Annotated in this window: 26 protein-coding genes and 1 tRNA gene; 14 read left to right on the top strand and 13 right to left on the bottom strand. The window is 70.5% G+C overall.

Going from position 1 to position 26,198, the window contains the following annotated elements:
• Positions 1 to 8 precede the first annotated feature (8 nt).
• Positions 9 to 1,187: a DUF3344 domain-containing protein gene (locus tag OIE74_RS22815; protein WP_443076196.1), complete on the bottom strand. Its 1,179-nt coding sequence runs from the start codon at positions 1,185 to 1,187 to the stop codon at positions 9 to 11.
• A 230-nt stretch (positions 1,188 to 1,417) separates the two neighbouring features.
• On the opposite strand from OIE74_RS22815, the gene OIE74_RS22810 reads away from it, so the two are divergent.
• From OIE74_RS22810 to OIE74_RS22795, 4 genes are all read left to right on the top strand, one after another.
• Positions 1,418 to 1,693 (top strand): chaplin, encoded by a 276-nt coding sequence (locus tag OIE74_RS22810; protein WP_329386556.1) that lies wholly within the window; start codon positions 1,418 to 1,420, stop codon positions 1,691 to 1,693.
• Positions 1,694 to 1,842: 149 nt separating this feature from the next.
• On the top strand, positions 1,843 to 2,082 hold the full coding sequence (locus tag OIE74_RS22805; protein WP_329386554.1) for a chaplin: 240 nt from the start codon (positions 1,843 to 1,845) through the stop codon (positions 2,080 to 2,082).
• Between the two features lie 278 nt (positions 2,083 to 2,360).
• A complete protein-coding gene (locus OIE74_RS22800) occupies positions 2,361 to 3,041 on the top strand; it encodes a hypothetical protein (RefSeq protein ID WP_329386552.1) in 681 nt (226 codons plus the stop codon).
• 141 nt (positions 3,042 to 3,182) lie between these two features.
• Entirely contained in the window at positions 3,183 to 3,533 is a 351-nt protein-coding gene (locus tag OIE74_RS22795; protein ID WP_329386550.1) for a hypothetical protein, read from the top strand.
• A 143-nt stretch (positions 3,534 to 3,676) separates the two neighbouring features.
• Here the strand turns inward: OIE74_RS22795 and OIE74_RS22790 are convergent, their stop codons facing one another.
• On the bottom strand, positions 3,677 to 4,345 hold the full coding sequence (locus OIE74_RS22790) for a vitamin K epoxide reductase family protein (protein WP_329386548.1): 669 nt from the start codon (positions 4,343 to 4,345) through the stop codon (positions 3,677 to 3,679).
• Positions 4,346 to 4,674: 329 nt separating this feature from the next.
• Positions 4,675 to 5,181, bottom strand: a complete 507-nt coding sequence (locus tag OIE74_RS22785; RefSeq protein ID WP_329386546.1) for a DUF5949 family protein — start codon at positions 5,179 to 5,181, stop codon at positions 4,675 to 4,677.
• A gap of 176 nt (positions 5,182 to 5,357) precedes the next feature.
• Here OIE74_RS22785 and OIE74_RS22780 point away from each other — a divergent pair, with 176 nt between their 5' ends.
• Positions 5,358 to 6,599 (top strand): cytochrome P450, encoded by a 1,242-nt coding sequence (locus OIE74_RS22780; RefSeq protein ID WP_329386544.1) that lies wholly within the window; start codon positions 5,358 to 5,360, stop codon positions 6,597 to 6,599.
• Positions 6,600 to 6,649: 50 nt separating this feature from the next.
• Here OIE74_RS22780 and OIE74_RS22775 read toward each other — a convergent pair whose 3' ends face one another.
• Positions 6,650 to 7,843 (bottom strand): winged helix DNA-binding domain-containing protein, encoded by a 1,194-nt coding sequence (locus tag OIE74_RS22775; protein ID WP_443076195.1) that lies wholly within the window; start codon positions 7,841 to 7,843, stop codon positions 6,650 to 6,652.
• Between the two features lie 334 nt (positions 7,844 to 8,177).
• Here OIE74_RS22775 and OIE74_RS22770 point away from each other — a divergent pair, with 334 nt between their 5' ends.
• On the top strand, positions 8,178 to 9,200 hold the full coding sequence (locus OIE74_RS22770; protein ID WP_329386542.1) for an NAD(P)/FAD-dependent oxidoreductase: 1,023 nt from the start codon (positions 8,178 to 8,180) through the stop codon (positions 9,198 to 9,200).
• A gap of 164 nt (positions 9,201 to 9,364) precedes the next feature.
• Here the strand turns inward: OIE74_RS22770 and OIE74_RS22765 are convergent.
• The 7 genes from OIE74_RS22765 to galU form a co-directional block, all read right to left on the bottom strand.
• A tRNA-Ala gene (locus OIE74_RS22765) sits at positions 9,365 to 9,438 on the bottom strand.
• A gap of 60 nt (positions 9,439 to 9,498) precedes the next feature.
• Positions 9,499 to 10,545: a divisome protein SepX/GlpR gene (gene sepX, locus OIE74_RS22760; protein WP_329386540.1), complete on the bottom strand. Its 1,047-nt coding sequence runs from the start codon at positions 10,543 to 10,545 to the stop codon at positions 9,499 to 9,501.
• Between the two features lie 142 nt (positions 10,546 to 10,687).
• Positions 10,688 to 11,311 (bottom strand): GNAT family N-acetyltransferase, encoded by a 624-nt coding sequence (locus OIE74_RS22755; protein WP_329386538.1) that lies wholly within the window; start codon positions 11,309 to 11,311, stop codon positions 10,688 to 10,690.
• Positions 11,308 to 11,832 carry a MogA/MoaB family molybdenum cofactor biosynthesis protein gene (locus tag OIE74_RS22750; RefSeq protein WP_329386536.1) on the bottom strand — a complete coding sequence of 175 codons (525 nt, stop codon included), beginning with the start codon at positions 11,830 to 11,832 and terminating at the stop codon, positions 11,308 to 11,310. The genes OIE74_RS22755 and OIE74_RS22750 overlap by 4 nt, the downstream gene beginning before the upstream one ends.
• Positions 11,829 to 12,398 (bottom strand): cyclic pyranopterin monophosphate synthase MoaC, encoded by a 570-nt coding sequence (moaC, locus tag OIE74_RS22745; protein ID WP_329386534.1) that lies wholly within the window; start codon positions 12,396 to 12,398, stop codon positions 11,829 to 11,831. The genes OIE74_RS22750 and moaC overlap by 4 nt, the downstream gene beginning before the upstream one ends.
• A gap of 71 nt (positions 12,399 to 12,469) precedes the next feature.
• Positions 12,470 to 13,810 (bottom strand): molybdotransferase-like divisome protein Glp, encoded by a 1,341-nt coding sequence (gene glp / locus OIE74_RS22740; protein ID WP_329386532.1) that lies wholly within the window; start codon positions 13,808 to 13,810, stop codon positions 12,470 to 12,472.
• A 4-nt stretch (positions 13,811 to 13,814) separates the two neighbouring features.
• On the bottom strand, positions 13,815 to 14,717 hold the full coding sequence (gene galU / locus OIE74_RS22735) for a UTP--glucose-1-phosphate uridylyltransferase GalU (RefSeq protein WP_329386530.1): 903 nt from the start codon (positions 14,715 to 14,717) through the stop codon (positions 13,815 to 13,817).
• A 93-nt stretch (positions 14,718 to 14,810) separates the two neighbouring features.
• Between galU and OIE74_RS22730 the strand changes: the two genes are divergently transcribed.
• The gene (locus OIE74_RS22730) at positions 14,811 to 15,425 is read left to right on the top strand and encodes a 5-formyltetrahydrofolate cyclo-ligase (protein WP_329386529.1); all 615 of its coding nucleotides are present in this window, start codon (positions 14,811 to 14,813) and stop codon (positions 15,423 to 15,425) included.
• Between the two features lie 42 nt (positions 15,426 to 15,467).
• On the opposite strand, the gene OIE74_RS22725 is transcribed toward OIE74_RS22730, so the two are convergent.
• A complete protein-coding gene (locus tag OIE74_RS22725) occupies positions 15,468 to 18,260 on the bottom strand; it encodes a penicillin acylase family protein (protein WP_329386527.1) in 2,793 nt (930 codons plus the stop codon).
• A 222-nt stretch (positions 18,261 to 18,482) separates the two neighbouring features.
• On the opposite strand from OIE74_RS22725, the gene OIE74_RS22720 reads away from it, so the two are divergent.
• From OIE74_RS22720 to mscL, 6 genes are all read left to right on the top strand, one after another.
• On the top strand, positions 18,483 to 20,096 hold the full coding sequence (locus tag OIE74_RS22720) for a potassium/proton antiporter (RefSeq protein ID WP_329386525.1): 1,614 nt from the start codon (positions 18,483 to 18,485) through the stop codon (positions 20,094 to 20,096).
• A 371-nt stretch (positions 20,097 to 20,467) separates the two neighbouring features.
• Positions 20,468 to 21,790 (top strand): MFS transporter, encoded by a 1,323-nt coding sequence (locus OIE74_RS22715; protein WP_329386523.1) that lies wholly within the window; start codon positions 20,468 to 20,470, stop codon positions 21,788 to 21,790.
• Between the two features lie 65 nt (positions 21,791 to 21,855).
• A complete protein-coding gene (locus tag OIE74_RS22710; RefSeq protein WP_329386521.1) occupies positions 21,856 to 22,275 on the top strand; it encodes an FmdB family zinc ribbon protein in 420 nt (139 codons plus the stop codon).
• Positions 22,276 to 22,390: 115 nt separating this feature from the next.
• On the top strand, positions 22,391 to 23,251 hold the full coding sequence (locus OIE74_RS22705) for an S-methyl-5'-thioadenosine phosphorylase (RefSeq protein WP_329386519.1): 861 nt from the start codon (positions 22,391 to 22,393) through the stop codon (positions 23,249 to 23,251).
• Positions 23,252 to 23,388: 137 nt separating this feature from the next.
• Positions 23,389 to 23,994: a hypothetical protein gene (locus tag OIE74_RS22700; RefSeq protein WP_329386517.1), complete on the top strand. Its 606-nt coding sequence runs from the start codon at positions 23,389 to 23,391 to the stop codon at positions 23,992 to 23,994.
• Between the two features lie 176 nt (positions 23,995 to 24,170).
• A complete protein-coding gene (gene mscL / locus OIE74_RS22695) occupies positions 24,171 to 24,653 on the top strand; it encodes a large conductance mechanosensitive channel protein MscL (protein ID WP_329386515.1) in 483 nt (160 codons plus the stop codon).
• 51 nt (positions 24,654 to 24,704) lie between these two features.
• On the opposite strand, the gene OIE74_RS22690 is transcribed toward mscL, so the two are convergent.
• Positions 24,705 to 24,962, bottom strand: coding sequence for a hypothetical protein (locus OIE74_RS22690; RefSeq protein ID WP_329386513.1), 258 nt, complete (start codon positions 24,960 to 24,962; stop codon positions 24,705 to 24,707).
• A gap of 81 nt (positions 24,963 to 25,043) precedes the next feature.
• On the opposite strand from OIE74_RS22690, the gene OIE74_RS22685 reads away from it, so the two are divergent.
• Positions 25,044 to 26,075, top strand: a complete 1,032-nt coding sequence (locus tag OIE74_RS22685; RefSeq protein ID WP_329386512.1) for a P1 family peptidase — start codon at positions 25,044 to 25,046, stop codon at positions 26,073 to 26,075.
• Positions 26,076 to 26,198: the final 123 nt, after the last annotated feature.

The following is a 26,198-nucleotide window of genomic DNA, read 5'->3' as shown; positions in this document are numbered from 1 at the left end:
GAGCCGGCTCAGCGCCGCGCGTCCACCGCGACGAAAAACGCGCCGAGCCAGACCGAGTCTCGCCCGGTCCGGTAACTGACGTTCATAGTGTCGCCTCCCGGGACCAGTGCTTCGCGCAGGTCGAAGATATCCGAGTCATATCCGAGAGTGTTCTTGTAAGCGGGTTTTCGTTTTATCTGATTGATACCGTCATCTGCGATGCTTGAATTCATCACATCGCCAGCCGGATTGGCCCTGTCGCCGATCGAACGAGCATTCCCGCGCCCTGTCCCGGCGGTCAGTGATTCACCGCCCGCCCCGGAGTCCCCGTCGTACGAGACGACCCCGATGGTGCCCTCCGCGCCGGTCGGCGTAGGCAGCTTCCCGAGCCCGGCCCGCACCTGCGGATGCTCCGCGTCGAGCGCCTCGAAGCCGTCCCACACCACCAGATGACGCGGCGGGTCCTCGGCCCTCTCGTACGCGACGACCATCGTCCAGCCGCCCCACGCGCCTGCCGCCGTCCGGCCCATGGCGACATTGATCTGCGCCACCGTGTACATGCCCGAACCGGCGAACCGCACCAGCGGTGTGATGTCCGCCGACGCCTGGTAGGCATCGGCGCCGTCGGCCGAACGGCGGCCGATCAGCGTGTCGGACAGGACTTCCTTGTACGCGCCGCCGGGTTCGGCGATCAGCACGCGGCCGTTGTCCTCCGGCGGCTTCTGCTCACCGACACGGAGGTTGCCGCCCCAGTAGAGCCGCGCGTAGCTCACCTTGCCGCCGGCCGGTACGCGCAGTTCGCCCCGGGTCGAGTTGTAGGTGCTCGGGTCCTCGTCGAGGTCCGTGTAGAACATGTCGTACTGGTCGTTGGCCGCCGTGGCGCTGTCCCGTGCGGCTTCGCAGGCCGATGCGGCGGATGGGGTGACCGGGGTGAACCGGCCCGTGGTGCGGCAGGTGATGGCCGAGTTGGCGGCCCGGACGATCCCGCCGTGCTGGACGGCGTGATAACGCTCGCCGAACGGAATGCGGGCCGCCTCGTCCGGGGACCCGTCCGCGGAATCCTCCGCGACCTCCGAAACCCCCGGCGCTGCCACGGCAGTTGCCGACGAAACCGGGGCCGGAGTCACTGCGACGGCGGTCGCCGTCGCCGTCGCCGTCACGGCGAACAGCAGACCCCTCCTTACAGCATGAACCACGCAATCGCGCATAGGGACTCTCCGACCGGAAGAACGAAACGCCAGTGCACCCTTACAGGCGCGGAGTGAAAATCACGTGAGCCGCACGGGACCGAACCGAAGGCACAATCGCTTTCCCGGAATCGGGCCGTGCTCAAACCAGCACGCGCCGCCATTCGAACTCTTCGGGCCAACTCGCGTTTCCCGGAGGGCCGCCGATCGTTGAGTCTGTCGCACCGTTGGCAAATCGAAAGGAAATGGTCATGAACCGAGTCGCCAAGTCCGTAGTCATGGCAGCGTCGAGCGCCGCCCTCCTCCTCGCCGGTGCCGGTATGGCGTCGGCCACCGGTCACGGCGGTCACGGCTCCGGCGGTTCCAGCGGCGCCTCCGCCGAAGGTGTCGCCGCCAACTCCCCGGGCGTCCTCTCCGGCAATCTGCTCCAGATCCCGGTCCACGTCCCGGTCAACCTCTGCGGCAACACGGCCAGCCTCGCCGGCCTGCTCAACCCGACCTTCGGCAACACCTGCGTCAACGCCTGACCCACGACGGTTCCGACCGTCCACCGCGGGAACGGGCCGGTTTCTTCACTCATTCGGGCCGCAACCGATCAGCACTCCCCGCGTTGATCGGTAAGTCGGGCGACCGCGCCCGTACCCCCCACTCCCATACGACCGAGGAGCTCATCCCCATGTCGCGTATCGCCAAGGCTGTTGTCCTGTCCTCCGCGGCGGCAGCCGCCGTCGTCGGCGCCTCCGGTGCCGCCATCGCCGACAGCGGCGCCCAGGGCGCGGCTGTCGGTTCCCCGGGTTTCCTCTCCGGCAACGCCGCCCAGATCCCGGTGCACGTGCCCGTGAACGTCTGCGGCAACACCGTCGGCATCATCGGCCTGCTCAACCCGGCCTTCGGCAACACCTGCGTCAACGCCTGAATCAGACCGCAGCACGAGTGCCGTCACCCCCGGCAAGAGCCGCTCCCCCCGTCCCGGGGTGGGCGGCTCTTCCGCTGTACGGGGACGGGTGCGCCCACCCTTTCGGCGGCGACACGCATCCCGGACGAGTGAGATTCCCCGGCGCCCCGGCCCAGGTCAGCGGGGGCGAAGCGGCCGGATGGCGGACACGGGGCGGGGCTCCGGATCGGTTGCGGGCGGCGGCCCCGCGACCCACGGTGAAGACGAAACCCCACCTAGTGTCCTGAAAGGACCTTTTCATGCGTTCCCACGTCTCATCCCGCGCCGCAGCCGCCGTCGTCTGCGCCGTACTCGTCATGGGTACCGCCGGTACCGCCGCCGCCGTCACCGTCCAGGAGACGCCGGTGGGTGTCGGCGCCAAGGCCGTCGCCCCGATCGCCGACGCCGAGGCCCTCAAGCAGCAGACGCAGACGCTGAGTTCGCTGTCCGGCGCCATCAAGCCGGTCACCGACCTCCTCGACTCCGTCATCGCCGCGGACAACGGCCAGATCTCCGCCGCCGAGGTCCAGAGGTACCAGAAGGCGATCAGGAAGGCCCTGAACGCCGTGCAGAACGCCGCGCCGGCCGCCCCCGCCAAGCCGGCGGGCCACATGGGCGACATGGACGCTACGAACGGCATGGGCGCCGACGACAAGGCCCAGGCCGCAGCCGACCTGAGGGCCGAGGCCGTCGACTCTGTGCGGCGGGCCACCGACGCGCTCCTCAGGGCGACGACCGCCAGGGACGCGAACGCCGTCGCCACCCAGTCGAAGGCCGTCGTGACCTCGCTGGTCAACCTCACCACGGCGCTCGTCATGAACGGTGGCCTGCCGGCCCCGAACCTGCCGGGTCTGCCCGAGCTGCCGCAGCTACCCGAGGCCGGCGTTCCCGCGCCGGCTCCGGAGCTTCCGGGCGTGCCGTCGACGCCGCAGCTTCCGTAGCACCACGCAGCGCCAGAACGGCCGTACCGGCCCCGTCAACGCGGGGCCCGTACGGCCGTTCGTCGTGTCCGGCGCGGTCGGAAATCGTTGATGAGGTCGAGATCAGGCAAGCGAGAACTCCCGTCGAAAGAAGGACTCACCATGAAGCCCACGAAGCCCATGAAGCCTGTGAAGGTCGCCGCGGTCCTCGCCGGTTCCGTGCTGGCACTGGGCGCCGGCGCCCCGGCGTTCGCGGCCGGGAGCGTCCCGATGAGCCTGAACGGCGGACTGGGCGGGGCCCTGGAGACGGTGACCAACCAGGAGTCGCTCGACGCCCAGGTGGTGAACACGAACGCGCTGGACCCGAAGAACGACGGCTCACTCGTCAACAGCCTGGGAGACGTGGCGAAGGGGCTGGGCGGCGCCAAGGGCGGCAAGGGCGGTAAGGGAAGCAAGGGGGGTAACGGCGGCAAGGGCGGGGCGATGCTCGGTGGGATCCCGCTCGGTCAGTAGGCCCGCGGTCCCGCCCGGGTGGGCCAACTGCCGTACCACCGGCGGCCGCACGAACCGGCGCACGTGAGTGCGCGCTTCGTGCGGCCGCTTCGTCGTGCGGGCTCGCGGGGGACGCGGGGGACGCGAGGCTCGTGGGCGGCGGGTCAGCTGGTCCAGAAGTCCCACCAGCGGGTCAGGATCAGCATCCCGATGATCCCGGTCCAGAGCACCGGGAGCACCCAGTGGAACTCCCCCAGCGCGGTGCGCAGTCCGGCGGGCGCGGGCAGGATCCGGTGCGTGACGTTGTACGTCGTGACGTACGAGAACATCACGATCGTCGCCACCCAGGCCAGTGAGCACCAGAGGCAGAGGGAGCCGATGCTGTAGAGCGACTGGTACTGCAGCCACGTACAGAAGCCGACACCGAAGAGCATCCCCGCGTTCAGCCCCAGCCAGAACCACCGCCGGTAGCGTGCCCCCGCCAGCAGCCCCGCCCCCACACACACCACGACCCCGTACGCCGCCAGCCCCAGCATCGGATTCGGGAACCCGAACACCGACGCCTGCTCGCTCTTCATGATGTTCCCGCACGACACCACCGGATTCAGACTGCACCCCGGCGTGAAACCCGGATCCTCCAGCAGCTTGAACTTGTCGATCGTGATCACCCACGACGCCAGCACACCCGCCGCACCCGACACCACCAACAACCACGCCAGCACCCGCCCCGCACCGAAAACCCCCGGGGCGCTGTGCCGTCCCTCCCGCGCGGGCTCGTCCCCGTACCTGTGCGCGCCGGACGCCGGCGCCTTGTCGCTCACTGCTGTTGTCATGGTGTCTGCTCCACCGATTCGGTCACGCATTCGAAGTAGCGTTTCAGCTGTCCCCCTCAACACGCCGGGCACAGTGACTCAGGGGGCGATTACGGCGTTTGCCAGAGCATGAACTCCGTTCAAGCACCCCGATGGCAGCGCCTCACAGCGGTGCCCAAGCATCGTGCCGAAGCGGTCCCGCCCCCTCCGCCGACCCCGCCTCCCCCCGCCGCCGCGCCGATCCCCACCCCCATCTACACCGCTCTGGTACGGGAGTGGGACGAGGCGGGACGTACGCTCCCCGCCACCGGAGGGCCCGGCCGGAACGGGCTGTGAGCCGGGGCCGCGCGTCAGCCTCGCAGGGTGCTCACCGGCACCAGGCTGTGCGCGGCGCCGGTCAGCACCGCCTCGTCGCCGACGAAGGCGCGCAGCGCCTCCTCGCTCACCGGCCTGCCGGGGATGCCCTCGGGCCACGGCTGGGTGGCGAGGATGAAGTACACCGCGCCCGTCGCGCGGGCGTCCTCCTCCCACTCCGGGGGGACGGCGCACTGGGCCTTCAGATACGGCATGGTCAGCACGGCCCGCCCGGCCTGCACCAGCAGCGTGATCGGGATGGCGGGCGACGCGGCGACATCGGTCAGCCCCGGGCCGGTCCTGAGACCGACCTCCTTGATGACGGCGTGCATCGCCTCTTGACCGGCCTCCGCGCCGTCACAGCCGTCGCCGAGTGAATAGGCCAGCAGGAAAGGCGGGTTGCGCTCGTCGTCGGACTGCTCACCGGTCCAGGGAATTACCGTGAGGGTGCCGAGCAGAGGGGCATATTGCAGGCTTCCCTGCGCGGTGTTGGAGAAGGTCATGCTTCGGCACAGTAGCGGCCTGCGGGCACGGGAGGTGAGTTCGCGTCACCCGAGTGGCGGAGTAGTCGCCCCCGTGTGCGAGAACAGCTCACCGATACCCCCGTCTGCCCTACGTCCGGCGCACGCTGATGTCGCGTCCGCCGTGGGAAGCTCGAAGCCACGGAAGGAATGGACACATGACGCCGAATCTCGCCGATCCCTCGTTCTGGCAACTGCCGCATTCCGAAAGGCTGGAGGGCTTCGCCCGGCTCCGCGCCGCCGGACCGCCGCGGTACTTCGTTGAGCGGCCGGGAGGCCGGCTACGGCCGGAGCGGGGTTTCTACGCGCTGGTCAGGCACGCGGACGTGGTGGAGGCCAGCCGGAACGCGGAGGTGTTCGGCAGCGCGCCCGGCGTCACCACTCCCGAGCCGGCCCGCTGGGTGCGGGCGGTGTTCGGGGAGTCACTGGTCAATCTCGACGAACCGCAGCACACCCAGCTGCGGCGGATCGTCTCCCGCGCTTTCACCCCCCGCATTCTCGCCGCGACGGAGGAGGATGTCCGCTCGGTGGCGAAGCGCATTGTGGACGACCTGCTCCGGGAACGGCCGAAGGATTTCGTCACTGCGGTCGCGTCACGTATGCCGTTCGAAATCATCTGCAATCTGATGGGAATTCCCGAGAAGGAGCGTCCATCGATCCTCGCCCAGGTGAATCGGGCGTCCGTGGAAACGGGTGTCGCGCGGACGGTACGGCAGCGAATTCGCGTACCGGGAAAGGGACTTCGCGCACTGGCCGCCATGCAGGGAATGGTCGCGGACCTCGGGCGGCAGCGGCGTAAGAATCCGACCGGGGATCTCATCTCCGCGCTCGTGAACGCGGATATCGACGGCCAGTCGCTGAACGGCCGCCAACTGGGCTCGTTCTTCTCGCTGTTGATGGTCGCCGGGGTCGAGACCACACGTAACGCGATCGCGCACGGCCTGTCCCTGCTGACCGATCACCCCGACCAACGGGCCCTGCTGCTCAGTGACTTCGACCGGTACGAGGACGGCGCCGTCGAGGAGATCGTGCGGCACTCGACGCCGATCATCCAGTTCCGGCGCAGACTGATCCAGGACCACCGGATGAACGGTCACGACTTCCGGCGGGGCGACCGGGTGGTGCTGTTCTACGCCTCCGCCAACCGCGACGAGTCGGTCTTCACCGACCCGGACCGCTTCGACATCACCCGGAGCCCCAACCCGCATGTGGGGTACGGCGGCGGGGGTCCGCACTACTGCCTGGGCACGTTCCTGGCGAAGCAGGAAATAAAGGCGCTCTTCCGGGAGTTGCTGACGAGATCGCCCGAACTGCGCTCCGTGGGCGCGCCGGTGCTGGTGCCGTCGAACTTCGACAACCGGGTCCGCTCGATGCCGTGCGCGTTCGCGGGAGAGCGCTGACGGCCGGCCGCCGTGCAGGTACGCGCCGCCGGCCGCCGGGCTGCCGGGTGTCAGCCCGCCAGTTCGTCCTCCAGCCAGGTGCGCCCGCGCGTGCGGGCGCTGAGCCTGACCTCGCCCAGAGGCACGGCGAGGCGCTCGGCCTCGCGCCGTACCGCCGCCTCCGCGTCGGCGCCGACATCCTCCAGGAAGCGGCACACGATCTCACCGTTCCTGTCCTGCGCCCAGCCGCCGACGACGCGGCCGTCCCACCACAGCGAAGGGCCGATGTTCCCAACCCTGTCGAAGAGGCGCGGCCCGTGCTCGCCGAGGAACCAGCCGCGCTCGTGCCACCCCATCGGCGTGGAGTCGAGGGCCGGCAGCAGCGCGGCCCACGGCTCCGGCGGCACGGTCTCTTCCAGGTCGTCGGGCAGGAGCAGCCCGGTCGCCCCGCCGCCGAGATCGACCTCGACCGGCCTCACTTCCGTCAGCACCCGTTTGACCTGTGTCTTCGTCCACCCCGCCCACCAGCGCAGATCGTCGGCCGTGGCCGGGCCGAACGCCCGCAGCCAGAGCCGGGCCAGCTCCTCCTCCGCGCGGTGGGTGTCGCCGTGCGCGAGGCCGCCGGGGAACCAGTCGGTCAGCGGCGCCCAGCGGTACTGGTGCGAGGTCCACGAGCCACGTGGCCGGCCGCGTACCACCCGGCCCTCGGCGGCGAGCAGGAGCAGCAGTCTGCTCGCGACCTTCTGGGTGCCCTCGTAGGCCTTGCCGGGCGAGAGCACGACCTCCGTACGGAGGCGGGCGTCGTCGCCCGCGAGTTCGGCGGCCGTCGACTCACCGCGGGCGGCGAGCGCGCGTACGGCGATGTCCTCGGTCTCGGCCAGCCACGCCTGTACGCCCGCCTCGTCGTCCGCGACCTTCGACGCGGCCAGGAACCCGAGCAGCTTGCGGCGCTCGCGCGCGGCCACGGCGTCCGAGCAGGCGGCCTGGAGCACGGGGGCCACGTCGAGGGGGGTGACGAAGACGGTACGGCGCATGCCCAGCAGCCGGATGAGGGTGCGGTCCTCGTACAGGACGCGCTCCACCTCCCGTACCGAACCGCCGTTCGTCCGCGCCCAGATGGCGACGTACACGGAGGACGGGTCGGTGCTGTGCAGGGCGACGAGGTCACGCGCCACCTCGACGGGCCCGTCCGCGCGGGCGGCAACCGCCAGCCGGTGCCGTACGCCGAGCCGGGCCCGCCGCTCCGTCACATCGATCCGCCGCACCCCGCCACTCCTCCGCGCCTTGCCGGCCCTTCGCCGGTCTTCTTCCCTACGGGAAGGGAAGCGTACGTGCGAAGAGGGTCACGAGGATCAGCACGGCCGGGAAACAGGCGAGGAACATGGCGGGCTGCAGCAGATTGGCACTCGCCTCTGACCGAACCTGAGCCGGCTCAGGAACAGTCGCGATGTGGGGTGTTCACGTGTGCCGATGGCCGAGGGCTCTGCAGTGCGTGCGTGACCGACCAGTGTCCCGGGCCTGGATCTCGTTCTACGGGCGGTCTTCGGTCAGCGGAAATAGGCCCACCGGTCCGCGTGGGCGGACGCTAGGGTCGTGAAGATGTTGAGCCCATCGGAGAGCAGGGACTTGGTCGTCGTCGGCGCCGGCATTGTCGGCGCATCGGTGGCCTATCACGCCGCTCGGGCGGGCGCCGACGTGACGTTGGTCGACGCCGGGCGGCCAGGCGCCGGCGTGACGGCGGACTCGTTCGCCTGGATCGGCGCGTCTGGCGTGCGTAAAGGTCCGGCCGCCGGGCTGCGGGCCACCGCGACAGCGGAGTACCACCGGCTCGGAGCCGAGTTGCCGGGGCTCCCGGTGACCTGGTCCGGCTCGCTGAGCTGGACCAGGGAGGGCAGTGCGCCGGACGCCGGACCCGGGCAGACGATCGTGGACGCGGCCACCGTGGCGACACTTGAGCCCACTCTTCGGCAGCCTCCGGAGTGGGCTGTCTGGGTGCCGGATGACGGCGCTGTTGACTCGGTGGGCGTGACCGAGCGGCTGGTCGCGGGCGCTCGCGCCCATGGAGCCCGGGTATGTCCGGACACGCCGGTTACCGCGGTCCGCCGGGATCCAGCGGGCCGGATCGCCGGGGTTGAGACAGCAGCAGGACCCCTCTCCGGCGCGACGGTGGTGCTGGCGGCCGGAGTTGCCACGGCCGCGCTGAGCGCGCCGCTCGGCGTGCGCGTTCCGGTCGAACCGTCGCCCTCGCCGCTGTTCCGGCTCCGCGCCCCGGCCGGTCTGGTCCGCACCGTGGTCAACACAGAGGACTTCGATCTTCGGCAGGTCGCCGCGGACCGGCTGATTGCCGCCGCGGACTCGCCAGAACGGACCCTTGCCGCCGTCCGGTCCACTTTCGATGGCGCCGGGAGCGTCGAGCTGCTCAGCACCCGAATCGGAGTGCGTCCAATGCCGGTCGACGGTGAGCCGATCATCGGCCCGGTCGCCGAGGTCCCCGGCCTCTACGTGGCAGTGATGCACTCGGCGGTCACGCTCGCCGCGGCCGTGGGCCGCCTGGTCGCACGGGAGTTGGTCGACGGAACCGTTGAGTCGGCTCTGTCAGGTTGCCGCCCAGATCGCTTCTAGTGCCCGCACCCCGGCAATCGGCAGCCACGGCACGCATCGAGCCACCCCGGCACAGGCACCCAGACCTCCCGACGAACCCCGGAAACGACGAAATCCCGCCCGATCAAAGTGATCGGACGGGATTCGTAAACCGCTTACGAGCTAACTCGTGAACGGCCCTGCCGTGGACCTGTGGGGATTTGAACCCCAGACCCCCTCGATGCGAACGAGGTGCGCTACCAGACTGCGCCACAGGCCCTTGCGACGAGTGAAACTTTAGCACCACCGTCGGGGTGCTTGGAAATCCGTTCCTCGCTGGTCACTCATTGGCCGCGCGGGGGCGGTCGTCGTTGTCGAACTGGTCGAAGAGGGGGGTGCGGTCGCGGGGGCGGCGATGGGGCGGGGGGTCGGCGGGGGCGGGTTCCGGTGGGGTCGGTTCGGCCGTGGAGGAGCGGGCCGCGCTCCAGGTTTCCGGGTCGCTGACGTTGACGCCGCCCGTGGCGCGCGGGGCGACCGGGGCCGTCACGTACGTGGGGAGCGGGACCGGGACCGGTTCCCAGCTGTCGCCGCGGGCCGGGCCGCGGTCGCGCTGCTGGTCGACCCACTCCGCGTGGTCCGTCTGCTCGACCAGCGCGCGGCGGCCGGCCTCCTGGGGGGAGACCGAGGCGGCCGGTTCCGGGGCGATGCGGGGTTCGGGCTCCTCGTCCGGCTCGGCCGGGGCCGGGGCCTGGTGGCGGCGGGGGCGGTTCTCGCGCAGACGCTGCGCGGCGATCTCGGCCCTGCGGCGGTCCATGGTGAAGACGAAGCGGCGCCGCTCCTGGGCGCGCAGATGCACGATGTAGACGCTGAGGAGTACGGCGGGGACGCCCGGTGCCCACAGGAAGGCGAGCCCCTGGACGCCCGCGACGACCGCGCCCACCGTGAAGGCGAGGAAGAGCACCATAGTGGTGCGCCGGCGACGGGCGAGGACCTGGGACCGCTGGGCGCGGCGGGCACGTTCGGCCGCCGCGCCGGACGGGGCCTCGCGCCGCGGGGGCGACGGTGCCGGTGCCGGTGCCGGGAGTTCCAGGCGGACTTCCGTATGGGCCGGGGGCGCGGAGAAGGCCCGGACGTCGACAGAGCTCGTCGGCTCCGCCGCCACGTCCGGCTCATCGTCGGGCCCGGCCTCCCCGGTGGTGCGGTCCCGCAGCTCCCTGGTGTACCGGCGCTCCATCGCCGCCCGTCCGGACAGCAGCCGGATGGCGGTGCTGAAGCGTTCCGTCGGACGGGCTTCGTTGAGCTCGTCCTGCCTGCGGAGCCACATCGGTACCAAGTAGGCGGCCCAGGCCCCGACGATGACTGCGTAGATGAGGCCGCTGCTGCTCACGGTTCACACCGTAGAGGTGTTCGCGCGAGGGGATCCGCCAATTGAGCCGGTGTGTCGCACGATCTGGCTGATATCACGGACTTTTTTTGTGATTGTTCGGATCACTTGATGGTCGGATGGCGACCATTATCGAACACTTATTTCATTTCTGTGGCGTCCCAGGTCGCGCCTGGTGCCAGCGGTACAGGAGTCCTTCCGGCACTTCCTCGGCCGTCAGCGCGAAGACCAGATGGTCCCGCCACGCCCCGTCGATGTGCAGATAACGGGGCCGGGTGCCTTCCTCACGGAATCCGAGTTTCTCCACGACCCGGCGGCTCGGCCCGTTCTCGGGCCGAATGCAGACCTCGATCCGGTGCAGCCCCACCAGCCGGAAACAGTGGTCGACGGCGAGGGCCACGGCCGTCGGCATGACACCGCGGCCCGCCACGTCGCGGTCCACCCAGTAGCCGACATGCCCCGAGCACATCGAGCCCCAGGTGATCCCGGCGACGGTCAACTGGCCGACCAGGCGCCCCTGGTACTCGATGACGAAGGGCAGCATCCGCCCCGCGTTCGCCTCGGCGCGCAGATGACGCACCATCTGCCGGTACGTCGGGCGCTGGGCGACCGGGGCGCCGGGCGGCGCGGGCGGGATCGTCGCCTCCCACGGCCGCAGCCACTCGCGGTTGCGCCGGTTCACCTCGCGCCAGGCCCGTTGGTCGCGCGACTTTATGGGCCGGAGGACGACATCGCCGTCCACCAGCGCCACGGGCCAGAAGGAGTTCATCCGTCGGTACGGGGGTGATCGCCGCCGTGGATCTGGTCGACGGCGTGGACGAGCAGCCGGTTCAGGACGGCGAGCCCGTCCCGTACGCCGCCGGACGAGCCCGGCAGATTCACGATCAGGGTCCGGCCTGCGACACCCGCGAGGCCCCGCGACAGGGCGGCGGTGGGGACCTTCCGGGCGCCCTCGGCGCGGATCGCCTCGGGGATGCCGGGGATCTCGTGGTCCAGGACGCGGCGGGTGGCCTCGGGGGTGCGGTCGGTGGGCGAGACGCCGGTGCCGCCGGTGGTGAGGATGACGGCGTACGACGCGGCCACCCCGTCGCGCAGGGCACGCTCGACCGGGTCACCGTCGGGCACGACCAGCGGGCCCTCGACGGAGAAGCCGAGCTCCGCGAGGGCGCTCGCGATGATCGGGCCCCCGGTGTCCGCGTAGACGCCGGCCGCCGCGCGGTTGGACGCGGTGACGACGAGCGCGCGGTACGGCTCCCGGGGCACGGTGCCGCTCTCGGCGGAATCGTTCATGCCGTGCCCCTCTCCGGGGTCCCGTCCGTCTGCGGCCGCCCGTCCGGCTCGGGAGCCCGGCGGGAGTAGCGGCCCGACTTTCCGCCGGTCTTCTCCTCGACCCGTACGTCCGAGATGACCGCGCCCTTGTCGACGGCCTTCACCATGTCGACCACCGTCAGCGCCGCGACCGAGACCGCTGTCAGGGCCTCCATCTCCACGCCCGTGCGGTCCGTGGTCTTCACGGTCGCCAGGATCTCCACCGCGTCGTCCGTGACGGTGAGGTCGAGCGTGACTCCCGAGAGCGCCAGGGGATGGCAGAGCGGGATGAGCTCGGGGGTGCGTTTCGCGCCCATGATGCCCGCGATACGGGCGGTGGCCAGGGCGTCGCCCTTGGGCATCCCCTCGCCCCGCAGCAGTTCGACCACGTGCGGCGAGACCAGCACCCGGCCGCTCGCGCTGGCGGTGCGCGCGGTGACCTCCTTGGCGGAGACGTCGACCATGCGGGCCGCGCCCGCCTCGTCGATATGCGTCAGGTGGCCTTGTGGAGAAGGTCCGGGGGTCTCCCCCCGGGTAAACGCAGTCATCGCTGTGGCGCTCCCGGTCCGGGCCCGGCGGGGCCTGTCTGGCAGGACACGCTACCGCCACCGCCACTCCGTCAGCGGAGCAGCACCACGTCGACCTCGCTCCCCGGCTCCGCCGAGACGACCTCCTCGGGGACCACGATCAGCGCGTCGGCGTGCGCGAGGGCCGCGACGAGATGGGAGCCGACGCCGCCGACGGGGACGACCGAGCCCGCCTCGGCGTCGTACATCCCGCGCAGGAACTGGCGCCGGCCCGCCGGGGACTTCAGCGTCTCGTCGCTCTTCAGGGTCGCGCGGACCGTCCGGCGGTGGACGTCCTGGCGGCCCATGAGCGCCCGGATCGCGGGGCGCACGAACAACTCGAAGGAGACGTAACTGGACACGGGGTTGCCGGGGAGGGCGAGCAGCGGGGTGTGCTCGGGGCCGATCGAGCCGAAGCCCTGAGGCTTGCCCGGCTGCATCGCGAGCTTGCGGAAGTCGATGCCGCTGCCCGGCTCGTCCTCGTCTCCTACGGAGGACAGCGCCTCCTTGACCACGTCGTACGCCCCGACGCTGACACCGCCGGTCGTCACGATCATGTCCGCGCGGATCAGCTGGTCCTCGATCGTGGCCCGGAGGGTGTCCGCGTCGTCGGTCACCGCGCCGACCCGGTAGGCGATGGCGCCCGCGTCCCGCGCGGCGGCGGTGAGCGCGAAGCTGTTGGAGTCGTAGATCTGGCCCTGGCCCAACGCCTCGCCCGGCTGCACCAGTTCGCTGCCGGTCGACAGGACGACCACGCGCGGGCGCGGGTGGACCCGGACGGTGGAGCGGCCGATGGCGGAGAGCAGGCCGATCTGCGGCGGTCCCAGGATCGTGCCGGCCTCCAGGGCGAGATCCCCGGCCTGGACATCGCTGCCGCGCGCGCGGACGTGGGCGCGGGGCTCGACGGGCCGATAGACCCTGACCTCGCCGCTCGCGCCCTCGGGCGCGGAGCCGGCCGGCCGCATGGAGGTGGCGGCCCCGCCGCCCGTACCGCCGTCGGTCCACTCGACCGGGATGACCGCCTCGGCGCCGGGCGGCAGCGGTGCGCCGGTCATGATCCGGGCCGCCTCCCCGGGGCCGACGCGCGGCAGGGCCTCGCCGCCCGCCGCGACATCACCGATGACGGTCAGGACGGCCGGGAACTCCTCGTCGGCGCCGGACACATCGGCCGTACGGACCGCGTAGCCGTCCATGGAGCTGTTGTCGAACGGCGGCAGCGCCACCGGCACCGTGACGTCCTCGACGAGGACGCAGCCCTGGGCATCGGGCAGTTGCAGCTCGATCGGGTCGAGCGGGCGGACCGTGGCGAGGATGTCCGCCAGGTGCTCGTCCACCGTCCAGAGCCGTCCCTGGCCCGAGGCAGGCGCCGGTGCCGGTGTCGCCGTACTGCTCAAGGTCTTACATCTCCTCGTTGACGTAACTGCGCAGCCAGGTCCGGAAGTCCGGTCCCAGGTCTTCACGTTCGCACGCGAGTCTGACAATGGCACGCAGATAGTCGCCGCGGTCGCCCGTGTCATAGCGGCGTCCCTTGAAGACGACGCCGTGCACCGGGCCGCCGATCTTCTCGTCGGCCGAGAGCTGCTGGAGCGCGTCGGTCAGCTGGATCTCGCCGCCGCGGCCGGGCTCGGTCTGACGCAGTATGTCGAAGACGGCCGGGTCCAGGACGTATCGGCCGATGATGGCGTAGTTGCTGGGCGCGTCCGCCCTGTCGGGCTTCTCGACCAGGTCGTGCACCTTGACCACGTCGCCGTACGGGGTGGGCTCGACGGCGGCGCATCCGTAGAGGTGGATCTGGTCGGGCTCGACCTCCATCAGGGCGATGACGCTGCCGCCCTCGTTCTCCTGGATCTCGACCATGCGGGACAGCAGCGGGTCGCGCGGGTCGATGAGGTCGTCACCGAGGAGCACCGCGAAGGGCTGGTCGCCGACGTGCGGGGCGGCGCACAGGACGGCGTGGCCGAGTCCCTTGGGATCACCCTGCCGGACGTAGTGCATCGTCGCCAGGTCGCTGGACTCCTGCACCTTGGCGAGGCGTTCGGTGTCTCCCTTGCGGGTGAGCGCCTCCTCCAGTTCGTAGTTGCGGTCGAAGTGGTCTTCCAGGGGACGCTTGTTGCGTCCGGTGACCATGAGAACGTCGGAGAGCCCTGCCATCACGGCTTCCTCGACCACGTACTGGATCGCGGGCTTGTCGACGACAGGCAGCATCTCCTTGGGAGTGGCCTTGGTGACAGGCAGGAAGCGGGTTCCCAGCCCTGCGGCGGGGATGACAGCCTTGCTGATCCTGGGGGGCGACTGAGTCATGGCGCGCAGCCTATCTGCCACGGATGAGAGGAAGATGTTGCTCCGGTTAACTTTCTCTCCATACGTATACATACGAGAGATTTGCGAAGTCCGATGAACTCCGACTTGCCAGGAAAGACCGCTCTGCGGCAGGAGCTCCTTCGCGCGCGGCGCCTGCTGTCCGAAGACGACGTCCGGGACGCCTCCGCGGTTCTCGCGCGGCGGGCGCTGGAGCTTCCCGAACTGGCGAAGGCCGGGACCGTCGCCGCGTATGTCTCGGTGGGGCGCGAGCCGGGCACGCGCGCGTTGCTCGACACGCTGCGGGAGCGGGGGGTGCGGGTCCTCCTGCCGGTGCTGTTGCCTGACAACGATCTGGACTGGGCGGCGTACGAGGGGGCGGAGCGGCTGGTGCGCGCGGGGCGGGGGCTGCTGGAGCCGGAGGGTGCCCGGCTGGGTGTGGACGCGGTACTCCAGGCGCGGGTGGTGCTGCTTCCCGGGCTCGCGGTTGACGGGCGCGGGATGCGGCTGGGGCGGGGCGGCGGGTCGTACGACCGGGTCCTGGGCCGACTGGAGAGGGCGGGGGCGGAAGCGAGGGCTGACGCGGGAGCCGTTCTCGCGGTGCTGCTGTACGACCACGAGGTGGTCGGGCGGGTCCCTGAGGAGCCGCACGACCGCCCCGTGCACGTGGTGGTGACCCCGGGCGGGACCAGGCGCTTCGGGAGCGCCTGAAGGGTCCGCCGGGGCCGCACGCGGGTGCCTACGGCGGAGTGCTTACGGCGCGAGCGTCAGGGTGTCCCCCGTGCTCTCCTCCACCGCTCTGCTGCTGAACGACCAGTCGATCAGCTCACCCTTGGCCCATTTCTCCGTCTGGTCGGTGTAGTTCGGGCTGTACGCGTGCCCGGAGGCGCCCGTCAGATTGATCCAGCGGGACTTGTCCCAGTCACCGACGTTGACCACCATCCGCATCGACGGCACCCACATGACGTCGTAACCGCTCGCCGCGTTCCAGCCGGTGGCGTTGACCGCGGCCTCGCCGCCGCCCACATTCCACGGGCCGCGGTTGAGCAGGGTCTTCACGATGCCGGGACCCTCCGTACCGAGGGTCTGGTTCTCCAGGTTCAGCTGGTGCAGCCGGCCCCAGCTCCACGTGGACACGTCCTTGCCGAGCTTGGCGGTCAGCTCCCAGCGCGCGTCCGTGAGGGCGCGGAGCAGAAGTTCGTCACGGGTGTCGGTGGCCTTCTCCGTACGCGTCTTCGGGGACTGCCACCACTCGTTGTCCTCGTCCTTGAGGATCTTGCGGGTGATCTCGAACCAGCGGTCGCCGCCGTCCGGCTGCGCCGAGTCCTCCGACCGTCGGCCGCACTCCCGTACCAGCTCCGCGAGGTCGTCGGCCGGGCCCGTGCTGTCGGCGGGGCGCACGTTGAGGCATTCGCCCTCGACGCGCATCTCCTTGGGAAGCTTGTTCCCGAAGGCGAGCTTGAGGACGTTGCGCCAGACGGCGTTGAAGTACGCGGCTGCCGCCGAGTCCGGTTCCTGGGTGGAGTCCCAGCCTTCGAGGAGCTTCTGGGCCTCGCGGATGGCGGGGTCCGAGACATCGATCTTCAGCAGGTACGGCATCAGCTGCGTGGCGATCTCGCTGCGGTTGTCCGTCTGCATCGTGCGCATGTCGTCGGTGGAGATCTTGCCGCCGTCCTTGATCTTCGACTTGATGAGGTCGTTGATCCGCTGGCTGCGGGCGCCGTAGCCCCAGTCCTCGGTCAGCGGGTACGGGTAGTCGTCCTTGTCGATGACGGCCTGGTTGGCGGTGACGATGTAGCCGCGCTTCGGGTTCTCCTCGTAAGGAAGCTCGTCGAAGGGGATGTAGTCCTCCCAGCGGTACTCCGGGTCCCAGCCCGGGGCCGGCAGTGAGCCGTCACCCTTGGCGCGGATCGGGATCCGGCCGGGCGCCTGGTAGCCGATGTTGCCCTTCGCGTCGGCGTAGACCAGGTTCTGCGAGGGGACCTCGAAGCTCCGCGCCGCCTTGCGGAACTCCGCGAAGTTCTTGGCCTTGTTGAGCTCGAAGACCGCGTCCATGGACTTGCCGGGCTCCAGGGCGGTCCACTGGAGGGAGACCGCGTATCCCTCGCCGCGGTCGGGGGCCGCGTTGTCGACGGGGGCCTTGTCGCCGACTCTGCGCAGCTCGGCGTCGCGGTCGGAGACGACCGGGCCGTGTTCGGTGGAGCGGACCGTGATGGTCTGGCTCTTGGCACCGGCGATCTTGATCGTTTCCTGACGGGTCGTGAACTTCTTCTGTTCGTTCCCGTACTGGTAGGTGTCGCCGTTGACCTTCTCCAGATAGAGGTCGGTCACGTCCGCGCCGAGGTTGGTCATGCCCCAGGCGATGTCCTTGTTGTGGCCGATGATCACGCCCGGCATACCGGCGAAGGTGTAGCCGGCGACGTCGTACTGGCACTCCTTGGTGGAGCTGCGGCAGTGCAGGCCCATCTGGTACCAGACGGAGGGCAGCTGGGGCGCGAGGTGCGGGTCGTTGGCGAGCAGCGGGCTGCCGGTCGTCGTGTACTTGCCGGAGACGACCCACGAGTTGGATCCGATGCCGCTGCCGCTGGGGCCGAGGAGGGCGGGGATCTCGTCGAGGGTGGCGGAGAGGGAGTCGAGCTGGGACTCCAGACCGTCGGTGACGGCGCCGCCGCTGGTGCCGGTACCAGTACCGGTGTCTATGCCTGTGCCGGTGCCCGTTCCCGTACCTGTGCCGGTTCCCGTGCCCGTACCGTTCTCCGACACGTCACCCGGCTCGGCCTTGGGGTCGTACTCCTCCGCGAGCGGATCGACGGCGCCCTCGCTGACGATCGGCTTGTTCCTGTCGTACGGATACGACGGATAAAGGTCCTCGATCTGCTTCTCGTCCATCCTGCTCGTGAGCAGCGAACGGTCTATCTCGTCCTGCATGTTGGAGCGCAGGTCCCACGCCATCGCCTTGAGCCACGCCACCGAGTCGACGGGGGTCCACTTCGCGGGCTTGTAGTCGTTGGTGAACTTCAGCGCCGCGTACTCGACGGAGATGTCCTTGCCGTCGCGGCCTTCGAGGTAGTCGTTGACCCCGTCCGCGTACGACTGGAGGTTCTTCTTCGTCTCGTCGGAGAGCTTGTTGTCGTACTCCTCCTGCGCCACCTGCCGCCAGCCCAGCGTGCGCAGGAACTCGTCCGTCTCGACCTGCCCCTTGCCGAACATCTCGGAGAGCCGCCCCGAGGTCATGTGGCGCCGGACGTCCATCTCCCAGAAGCGGTCCTGCGCCTGGACGTAGCCCTGCGCGCGGAACAGGTCCCGGTCGGTGTTGGCGTAGATCTGCGGGACGCCGTAACTGTCGCGCTTGACCTCGACCCGGCCGTCGAGACCCGGCATCGTGATGGTGCCGGTGGTCTGCGGGAGCGAGGCACGCACGGTGCTGACACCCCAGTAGGCGCCGTAACCAACGCCTGCTACCAGAGCCAGCACCAGGACGATCACGACAAGGCGGGCGCGTCGCCCCTTCTTTTTGGTGGCAGGGGGCGTTGAGTTGGCGGGCATCGCTGTCCTTCGAGGGGCAGGGTGGTCCTGGAATGCTGCAGCAACCATAGGCGCAGCCGTTCACCCGCTCCGACGCGGTGTCACTAGTACGACCCGCCGGGACTCCTCGGACGATCACACAGGAAATCACGCGATCGATCGCACGAACGATCGATCGCGTCAAGAAAACGTTAAAGATTAGGTAAGGTAACGAAGTGCCGACTGCCGGGAAACCGATCCGGTGTGCGTGAGGGGAAGGATCGGCCGCTGACTGTCCACCAGCTCAATGAACTCCTGCTCATCTGCTCGCTCGTGCTGCTGATCGCGGTCGCCGCGGTGCGGATCTCGTCCCGGAGCGGGCTGCCCAGCCTGCTGCTCTACCTCGGGATCGGCGTCGTCATAGGCCAGGACGGCATCTTCAACGTCAAGTTCGACAACGCCGAGTTGACCCAGGTGATCGGCTACGCCGCCCTGGTCGTGATCCTCGCCGAGGGCGGTCTCGCCGCGAAGTGGAAAGAGGCGAAACCCGCGCTGCCGGCCGCCGTCGCCCTGTCGACCGTCGGTGTGGCCGTGAGCGTGGGCGTGACCGGGACCGCCGCGTACTTCCTCGTCGGCCTCGACTGGCGGCAGTCGCTGATCATCGGCGCCGTCGTCTCGTCCACGGACGCCGCCGCCGTCTTCTCCGTACTGAGGAAGATTCCGCTGCCGTCGAGGGTGACGGGTGCGCTGGAGGCGGAGTCGGGCTTCAACGACGCCCCCGTGGTGATCATGGTGGTCGCGCTGTCGAGGGTCGGACCGGTGGAGCACTGGTACATACTGGTCGGCGAGATTTTCCTGGAACTGGCCATCGGCGCCGCCGTCGGGATCGCGGTCGGCTGGCTGGGCGCCTTCGGGCTCCGGCATGTGGCGCTGCCGGCCTCCGGTCTGTATCCGATCGCCGTGATGGCCATCGCCGTCGTCGCGTACGCCGCCGGGGCCATGGCCCACGGCAGCGGGTTCCTCGCCGTGTACCTGGCGTCCATGCTGCTGGGGAACTCCAAGCTGCCGCACGCGCCCGCGACCCGTGGTTTCGCGGAGGGGCTCGGCTGGCTCGCGCAGATCGGCATGTTCGTCCTGCTGGGACTGCTGGTGACGCCGCACGAACTGGGCGACGACATCTGGCCTGCGGTGATAGTGGGTCTGGTGCTGACGGCGGTGGCGCGGCCCGTGTCCGTCCTGGTCAGCCTGGCGCCGTTCCGCATCCCCTGGCAGGAGAAGGCACTGATGTCGTGGGCGGGCCTGCGTGGCGCCGTACCCATCGTCATGGCGACGATCCCGATGGTCTCCGAGGTCGAGGGCAGCCACCGGATCTTCAACATCGTCTTCGTGCTGGTCGTCGTCTACACGATCGTGCAGGGGCCGACACTGCCCTGGGTGGCCGGGAAGCTGCACCTCGGCGACCCCTCCGAGGCGGCCGACCTCGGGATCGAGTCGGCGCCGCTGGAGCGGCTGCGCGGTCATCTGCTGTCCGTGGCCATCCCGGACCGGTCGAAGATGCACGGCGTCGAGGTGGGTGAGCTGCGGCTGCCGCCGGGGTCGGCGGTCACGCTGGTCGTACGGGAGGACAAGAGCTTCGTGCCGGGGCCGTCGACCGTGCTGCGGCACGGGGACGAGCTGCTGGTGGTGGCGACCGATCCGGTACGGGACGCGGCGGAGCGTCGTCTGCGGGCCGTCGGGCAGGGCGGAAAGCTGGCCGACTGGCTGGGTGCGAACGGGACGCGCGGGCCAGGCGCTGGGCCCTCTCGGAGGCCGGGAGGGCACGGGAAGCCGGGGAGCGGGGTCGGTGGGGGCAGCGGCTTCGGGCCGGGACACCGCTGACGGCGGGCGGGGTCGGCGCTGGGAGCGGGCGTCGGCGCTGGGGGCGGGCGGGGGTTGTACTGGCGGCGGGGCCTGGGAATCGAAGGCCTTGACGCCCGGAGGCGTCAATCACAGGTACGGGCCGGGATCTTCCTGGTATTTCACAGGTAGGATGAGGCCCGTGCCTGTTGCGTCAAGGACGTGACGCACAGGCGTGGACGCACAGACTTAATCGACCAACTCTGCCTGACGCAGAGCTGGCGCGACCGTATGGCGGCCGTGGTGTCCCCTCCAGTGGACCCGGGTATCTACCGCAGTTCCGCGCAAGAGGACAGCTCTCGGCAGCCCCCGTACGTCCGGGGGTGTCACCAGGCGGCAGAAAGGCAAGGACCGTGTCCGACACGGTCGACACCACCGCCGGCGCCTCCGGGGGAACCGCCCCGCGCCGCCCCGGTTACGGGCAGTTGCTGCGTACGCCCGGCGCCTGGACGTTCCTGCTTCCCGGCTTCGCCGCGCGGCAGCCCTTCGCGATGCTGACGATCGGCATCGTCCTTCTTGTCCAGCACACGTCCGGTTCGTACGGTCGCGCCGGTATGGTCGCCGCCGTCACCGGTGTCTCCATGGCGCTCTTCGCACCGCAGAACGGCAAGCTCGCCGACCGGTTCGGGCAGGGCGCGGTGCTGGTGCCCGGCGTCCTGCTCCACGCGGCGTCCGTGGCCGCCCTGACCGCGCTCGCACTGGCCGGCGCGCCCCTGTGGGCGCTGTTCGTCGCCGCCGTACCGACAGGCGCGTCGATCCCGCAGGTGGGGCCGATGGTCCGGGCGCGCTGGGCGGCCGTGCTCGGCGGGTCCGACGAGCGCGCGCGGCTGCTGCCGACGGCCGCCGCCTTCGAGTCCGTCACGGACGAGTTCACCTTCGTGATCGGGCCCGTCCTCGCGACCGCGCTGTGCACCGGCGTACACCCGGCGGCGGGACTGGTCGCCGAGAGCGTGCTGACCCTGGCGGGCGGGCTGCTGTTCGCCGCGCAGCGCAGAACGCAGCCGAAGCCGACGGGGCGCGGCGCGGGCGCGGCAAGCGGTTCGCGCGGGGCGCGGGTATCGGCGCTGTCCGTGCCCGGCGTACGCGTCCTGGCCGTGGTCTTCCTCGGTATCGGTTCGGTCTTCGGCGGTATGCAGGTCTCGCTCACGGCCTTCGCCGAGGAGATCGGGAACCCCGGCGCGAACGGCCTTCTGTACGGAGTCTTCGCCGCCGGCAACATGCTCGCCGGTGTCGCGTACGGCACCATCGCCTGGAAGGCCGGGCCCCGCCGTCGGCTGATCACCGGTTATGCGGGCCTCGTTCTGGCCGCCTCCGGGCTGTGGGCCGTGCACTCGGTGCCGCTGCTCGCCGGCCTCGGCCTGCTGGTCGGGCTCTTCATCGCGCCCGCGCTGATCAGCGGCTACACCCTGATCGAGGCCCTGGTCCCCGCCGGAGCCCGTACGGAGGCCTTCACGTGGCTGACGGGCGCGGTCGCGCTCGGGCAGGCAGGCGCGGTCACGGCGGCGGGGCAGCTGGCGGACGCCCATGGCGCGAGCGCCGGGTTCGTGGTGCCTCTGGTGGGCACCGCACTGGCTCTGGCCACGCTTGTCGCGCTGCGCTCGCGGCTCACGCCGAAGGCGTCGGGCCGTGTCGCGGCGCGTGGAATGGGTCACCGCGTGCCGGTGGCAGTGGACTGATCCAGCGGAATACGTCACTATGGAGCGTCGTTAGCACTCATTGAGTGAGAGTGCCAGGAGGAAAAGTGCCGACCTATCAGTACCAGTGCACCGACTGTGGCGAGGGCCTTGAGGCGGTGCAGAAGTTCACCGACGATTCCCTCACCGTGTGCCCCGCGTGCCAAGGACGCCTGAAGAAGGTGTTCTCGGCGGTCGGCATCGTCTTCAAGGGCTCCGGTTTCTACCGGAACGACAGCCGCGGCTCGTCGTCGAGCAGCACGCCGGCCAAGGCGGGCGCCTCGAACGGCTCGGGTGACTCAGGCGGTTCGAGCGACAAGTCGTCCTCCTCGTCGAGTTCGTCGTCGGACTCGAAGTCGTCGTCCGCGTCCACGTCGTCGAACGGCTCTTCGTCCAGCTCCGGCTCGGGCTCCTCCGGCTCCGGCTCCGGCTCGAAGTCGGGCGCCGCGAGCGGCAGCTCCGGCTCCAGCGGTTCCTCCGCCGCCTGACCGACCGATACATCCTCCGGGACCCCGCCGTTCGGTACGGCGGGGTCCTCGGCGTTCCCGGGTGCGCGCACACCCGTACGCCGTGCGGCGCCGGACAGGGCCTAGGGTGATCGTCATGGTGACCAAGGCGAACGCAGAGGGCTCGGAGACCGCGGAGATCGGCGTCATCGGCGGCTCGGGCCTGTACTCATTCCTTGACGACGTGACCGAGGTCACCGTCGACACCCCCTACGGACCGCCCAGCGACTCGCTCTTCCTCGGCGATGTCGAGGGCAGGCGCGTGGCGTTCCTGCCCCGCCACGGGCGCGCGCACGACATCGCCCCGCACCGCATCAACTACCGCGCCAATCTGTGGGCGCTGCGGTCCGTCGGCGTACGGCAGGTGCTCGGCCCGTGCGCGGTGGGCGGGCTGCGTGAGGAGTTCGGCCCGGGGACGCTGCTCGTACCCGACCAGTTGGTGGACCGTACGAAGGCGCGCACGCAGACGTACTACGACGGTGTGCCGCTGCCCGACGGAGAGAAGTCGAAGGTCGTCCATATCTCGCTCGCCGATCCCTACTGCCCGGAGGGGCGCAAGGCGGCGCTCGTCGCGGCGCGGGGGCGCGAGTGGGAGCCGGTGGACGGCGGGACGCTGGTCGTCGTCGAGGGGCCGCGCTTCTCGACCCGCGCCGAATCGCGGTGGCACGCGTCGATGGGGTGGTCGGTGGTCGGTATGACGGGACATCCGGAGGCCGTTCTCGCCCGTGAACTGGGGCTCTGCTACACGTCGTTGACGCTCGTGACCGACCTGGACGCCGGGGCGGAGACGGGCGAGGGCGTGTCGCACGAGGAGGTGCTGAAGGTTTTCGCCTCCAACGTGGACCGGCTGAGGACGGTGCTGTTCGACACCGTGGGCGGGCTGCAGGACGGCGAGACGAGGGACTGCCTCTGCTCGCACGCGCTGGACGGCATCGATACGGGGCTCAAGCTGCCGTAACGCATGCGGAGGATCTCGTTCGGGTGGCCGAGTTATTCACATTCGGGCAGTTGTCCACAGGCTTCAGCGGGATTCCGGCCGGGCGTGGATCGTGAGGAGCGGCCAGCAGAAACTCCTCACGGCAGGTGGTGGTTGCCATGTCCCGTTCCTCCTCGCGCTCGTCCTCGATTCCTCCTCTCTTCCCGCCCGCGCCGGTGGCCGCAGCGCCCCCACCATGCGGGGTACCCGCGTTCGATCCACTGCGGGTGCGCGGCGGCGGGCATCGGCTGCGCAGGGCGCTGCACCGGCGGCGGCGTGCCATGGCGGCGGGACTGGCCGTGACTGCGGCGGCGTTGGCGGCGGCGGGTGGGGGCGGTCCCGGTGCGATGGCCGGAGCGGAGGAGCGCGCCGAGGCGGCGGCCCGCGCGGCGGCGGGTGGCGCGCCCGGCGCGGGCGCGGGCGCTCAACCGGACGTGCAGAAGGTGCGGTTGGTGACGGCTCCGGTGCGGATCGCGGATGTGGAGACGGTGCGGCTGCTGCGTCCCGGGGACCGGGTCGATGTGATCGCCGCCGCGCACTCCCCCGTCGGCGGGGAATCGGACGCCCGGGTGCTCGCCAGGGGCGTGCTGGTGGAATCCGTCCCACGGGCGTTGGAGAGCGCCGCCGAGGGTGGCGCGCTGGTCCTGCTGACCGTCGCGCGTGACGTGGCGGCGGAGTTGGCGGGTGCGAGCACGAACTCCCGGCTGGCGCTGACGCTGTGCTGACCCGCGAGGTGGCGACCCGCGCTCTTCGCCGTCGTACTGATGAGCAGACTCGTCACACCAAAGCATGGGCGATTGGACAGCCGGGGCGCGCGTTGCCCATGGTGTCCGGGCGGACGGCGGACCTCGCCGCTGTCCCTGCCCCGGTCCCCGTGGCACACATAACGAAGGGCTCACTGGTGAGCAACGAGAAGGAGAGCGTGCTGGAGGGCTTCAAGGCCTTCCTGACGCGTGGCAACGTGATCGACCTCGCGGTCGCGGTGGTCATCGGCGCCGCCTTCACCAACGTGGTGAACTCGCTGGTGAAGGGCATCATCAATCCGGTGGTCGGCGCGTTCGGGACCAAGGATCTGGACCACTACAGCTCGTGTCTCAAGTCTCCGTGCGAGACGAACGCCGCCGGCGACGTGGTGTCGGGCATCCCGATCATGTGGGGGACGGTGCTCAGCTCGACGCTCAGCTTCCTGATCACCGCCGCCGTCGTGTACTTCCTGATGGTCCTGCCGATGGCGAAGTACCTCGCCAGGCGCGCCAGGCAGCAGGCCGCCAAGGAGAGGGTGGAGGAGGTCGTCGAGGTGAGCGAGCTGGAGGTGCTGAAGGAGATCAGGGACACCCTGGTCGCTCAGCAGCGGGTGCCGGGTCAGGGGCAGAGCACTTCATAGGACCCGTCCGGTCGGTGCGCGGCGCGGTCGGGCTCCTCGCGCTCGGAGCGCTCAGATGTGGTGGGGCGGCTTCTCGTCGAGGAAGCGGGCCAGATCGGCGGCGCTGTCACCGCTCGCGGCGGGCCGGTCGCCCCAGCCGGCGTCGGTGTCGTCCGAGGACTGCCGGTCCAGGGGATCGTCGAAGACGAGCGACGGCCGCGGCGTGCCCTGCTTCGGGGGTGCCGGCCGGGGCTCTGCCGGCCGCTGGGGAGCGGGCTGTTCCGGAGCCGTCTCGGGGTCGCTCGGTCCGGGGGTGCGGGCGGTGCTCATGCGTCCAGGGTACGGGGGTGGGAGCGGCGGACGGGGTGATGCGCCGCGGTGGGGTCCGGCGCCGTGGTACGCATGGGATCCATGGCACTCAATGACGCATTGACGGATGTGGCAGGGATTCGGGTCGGCCACGCGCGGGTGGCCGGGGACCGGGCGCTCAGCGGTACGACGGTCGTTCTCGCGCCGGAGGGCGGGGCGGTCACCGCCGTGGACGTACGGGGCGGTGGCCCGGGTACCCGGGAGACCGACGCACTGGATCCGCGCAATCTGGTGAGCCGTGTCGAAGCCGTCGTGCTCACCGGCGGGAGCGCGTTCGGGCTCGACTCCGCCTCCGGTGTGGTGGCGTGGCTGGAGGAGCGGGGGCGGGGTGTGCGGGTCGGGCCCGACCCGGCCCAGGTGGTACCGGTCGTCCCGGCCGCCTGCGTCTTCGATCTCGGGCGCGGTGGTGACTGGCGGGCCCGCCCCGACGCCTCCACGGGCCGGGCGGCGGTCGAGGCGGCGGCCCGTACGGAGCCGGGGGCACCCGTCGCCGAGGGCGGGGTCGGTGCCGGGACCGGGGCCGTGGTGGGGCAGCTCAAGGGCGGGGTCGGTACGGCGAGCGTGCTGCTGCCGTCCGGGATCACGGTCGCGGCGCTGGTCGTCGCGAACGCGGCGGGGTCCGCGGTCGATCCGCTGACGGGTGTGCTGTACGGGCGGTACTTCCAGGGCCGTCCCGGCTATCCGACGGCCGATGTGCACGAGGCGGCTCTCGCGCGTCTGGCCGAGGTACGCGAGCGTGAGGGGCGGCCTCCGCTGAACACCACGCTCGCCGTCGTGGCGACCGACGCCGACCTCTCCAAGGCCCAGGCGCAGAAGCTCGCGGGGACGGCGCACGACGGTATCGCGCGCGCCGTCCGTCCCGTGCATCTGCTCAACGACGGCGACACGGTCTTCACAATGGCCACCGGGGAACGCATGCTCGATGCTGGGAACCCACTGGCGCTCAACGATGTCCTTGCGGCTGGGGCCGACGCCGTGACCAGGGCGATCGTAAGGGCGATGATGGTGGCCGAGGGCGTGGAAGGGCCGGGCGGTACGTTCCCCGCGTACCAGGATCTGTACGGCACGGACTGACCGACGGCGCAAGGGACTTGAGGGGGGCTTGAGGAACTTCTCGCGCGCCCCCAATCGTTTTACCGAACTTGGGACGCGATGTCAGTCCCAGGGGCTACGTTATGCAATCACCAAGTGACATGT

This window comes from Streptomyces sp. NBC_01716 (assembly GCF_036248275.1).
In the GTDB taxonomy this organism is placed as follows: Bacteria; Actinomycetota; Actinomycetes; order Streptomycetales; family Streptomycetaceae; genus Streptomyces.
Note: the sequence above shows the minus strand (reverse complement) of the source record. Positions and strands in the feature narration are given on the sequence as shown.

Bases quoted from the DNA above. Each gene is read 5' to 3' on its own strand.
- OIE74_RS22815 (WP_443076196.1), bottom strand. From the start codon at position 1,187: ATGCGCGATTGCGTGGTTCATGCTGTAAGGAGGGGTCTGCTGTTCGCC.
- OIE74_RS22810 (WP_329386556.1), top strand. From the start codon at position 1,418: ATGAACCGAGTCGCCAAGTCCGTAGTCATGGCAGCGTCGAGCGCCGCC.
- OIE74_RS22805 (WP_329386554.1), top strand. From the start codon at position 1,843: ATGTCGCGTATCGCCAAGGCTGTTGTCCTGTCCTCCGCGGCGGCAGCC.
- OIE74_RS22800 (WP_329386552.1), top strand. From the start codon at position 2,361: ATGCGTTCCCACGTCTCATCCCGCGCCGCAGCCGCCGTCGTCTGCGCC.
- OIE74_RS22795 (WP_329386550.1), top strand. From the start codon at position 3,183: ATGAAGCCCACGAAGCCCATGAAGCCTGTGAAGGTCGCCGCGGTCCTC.
- OIE74_RS22790 (WP_329386548.1), bottom strand. From the start codon at position 4,345: ATGACAACAGCAGTGAGCGACAAGGCGCCGGCGTCCGGCGCGCACAGG.
- OIE74_RS22785 (WP_329386546.1), bottom strand. From the start codon at position 5,181: ATGACCTTCTCCAACACCGCGCAGGGAAGCCTGCAATATGCCCCTCTG.
- OIE74_RS22780 (WP_329386544.1), top strand. From the start codon at position 5,358: ATGACGCCGAATCTCGCCGATCCCTCGTTCTGGCAACTGCCGCATTCC.
- OIE74_RS22770 (WP_329386542.1), top strand. From the start codon at position 8,178: ATGTTGAGCCCATCGGAGAGCAGGGACTTGGTCGTCGTCGGCGCCGGC.
- OIE74_RS22755 (WP_329386538.1), bottom strand. From the start codon at position 11,311: ATGAACTCCTTCTGGCCCGTGGCGCTGGTGGACGGCGATGTCGTCCTC.
- OIE74_RS22750 (WP_329386536.1), bottom strand. From the start codon at position 11,832: ATGAACGATTCCGCCGAGAGCGGCACCGTGCCCCGGGAGCCGTACCGC.
- moaC (WP_329386534.1), bottom strand. From the start codon at position 12,398: ATGACTGCGTTTACCCGGGGGGAGACCCCCGGACCTTCTCCACAAGGC.
- galU (WP_329386530.1), bottom strand. From the start codon at position 14,717: ATGACTCAGTCGCCCCCCAGGATCAGCAAGGCTGTCATCCCCGCCGCA.
- OIE74_RS22730 (WP_329386529.1), top strand. From the start codon at position 14,811: ATGAACTCCGACTTGCCAGGAAAGACCGCTCTGCGGCAGGAGCTCCTT.
- OIE74_RS22725 (WP_329386527.1), bottom strand. From the start codon at position 18,260: ATGCCCGCCAACTCAACGCCCCCTGCCACCAAAAAGAAGGGGCGACGC.
- OIE74_RS22705 (WP_329386519.1), top strand. From the start codon at position 22,391: ATGGTGACCAAGGCGAACGCAGAGGGCTCGGAGACCGCGGAGATCGGC.
- OIE74_RS22700 (WP_329386517.1), top strand. From the start codon at position 23,389: ATGTCCCGTTCCTCCTCGCGCTCGTCCTCGATTCCTCCTCTCTTCCCG.
- OIE74_RS22690 (WP_329386513.1), bottom strand. From the start codon at position 24,962: ATGAGCACCGCCCGCACCCCCGGACCGAGCGACCCCGAGACGGCTCCG.
- OIE74_RS22685 (WP_329386512.1), top strand. From the start codon at position 25,044: ATGGCACTCAATGACGCATTGACGGATGTGGCAGGGATTCGGGTCGGC.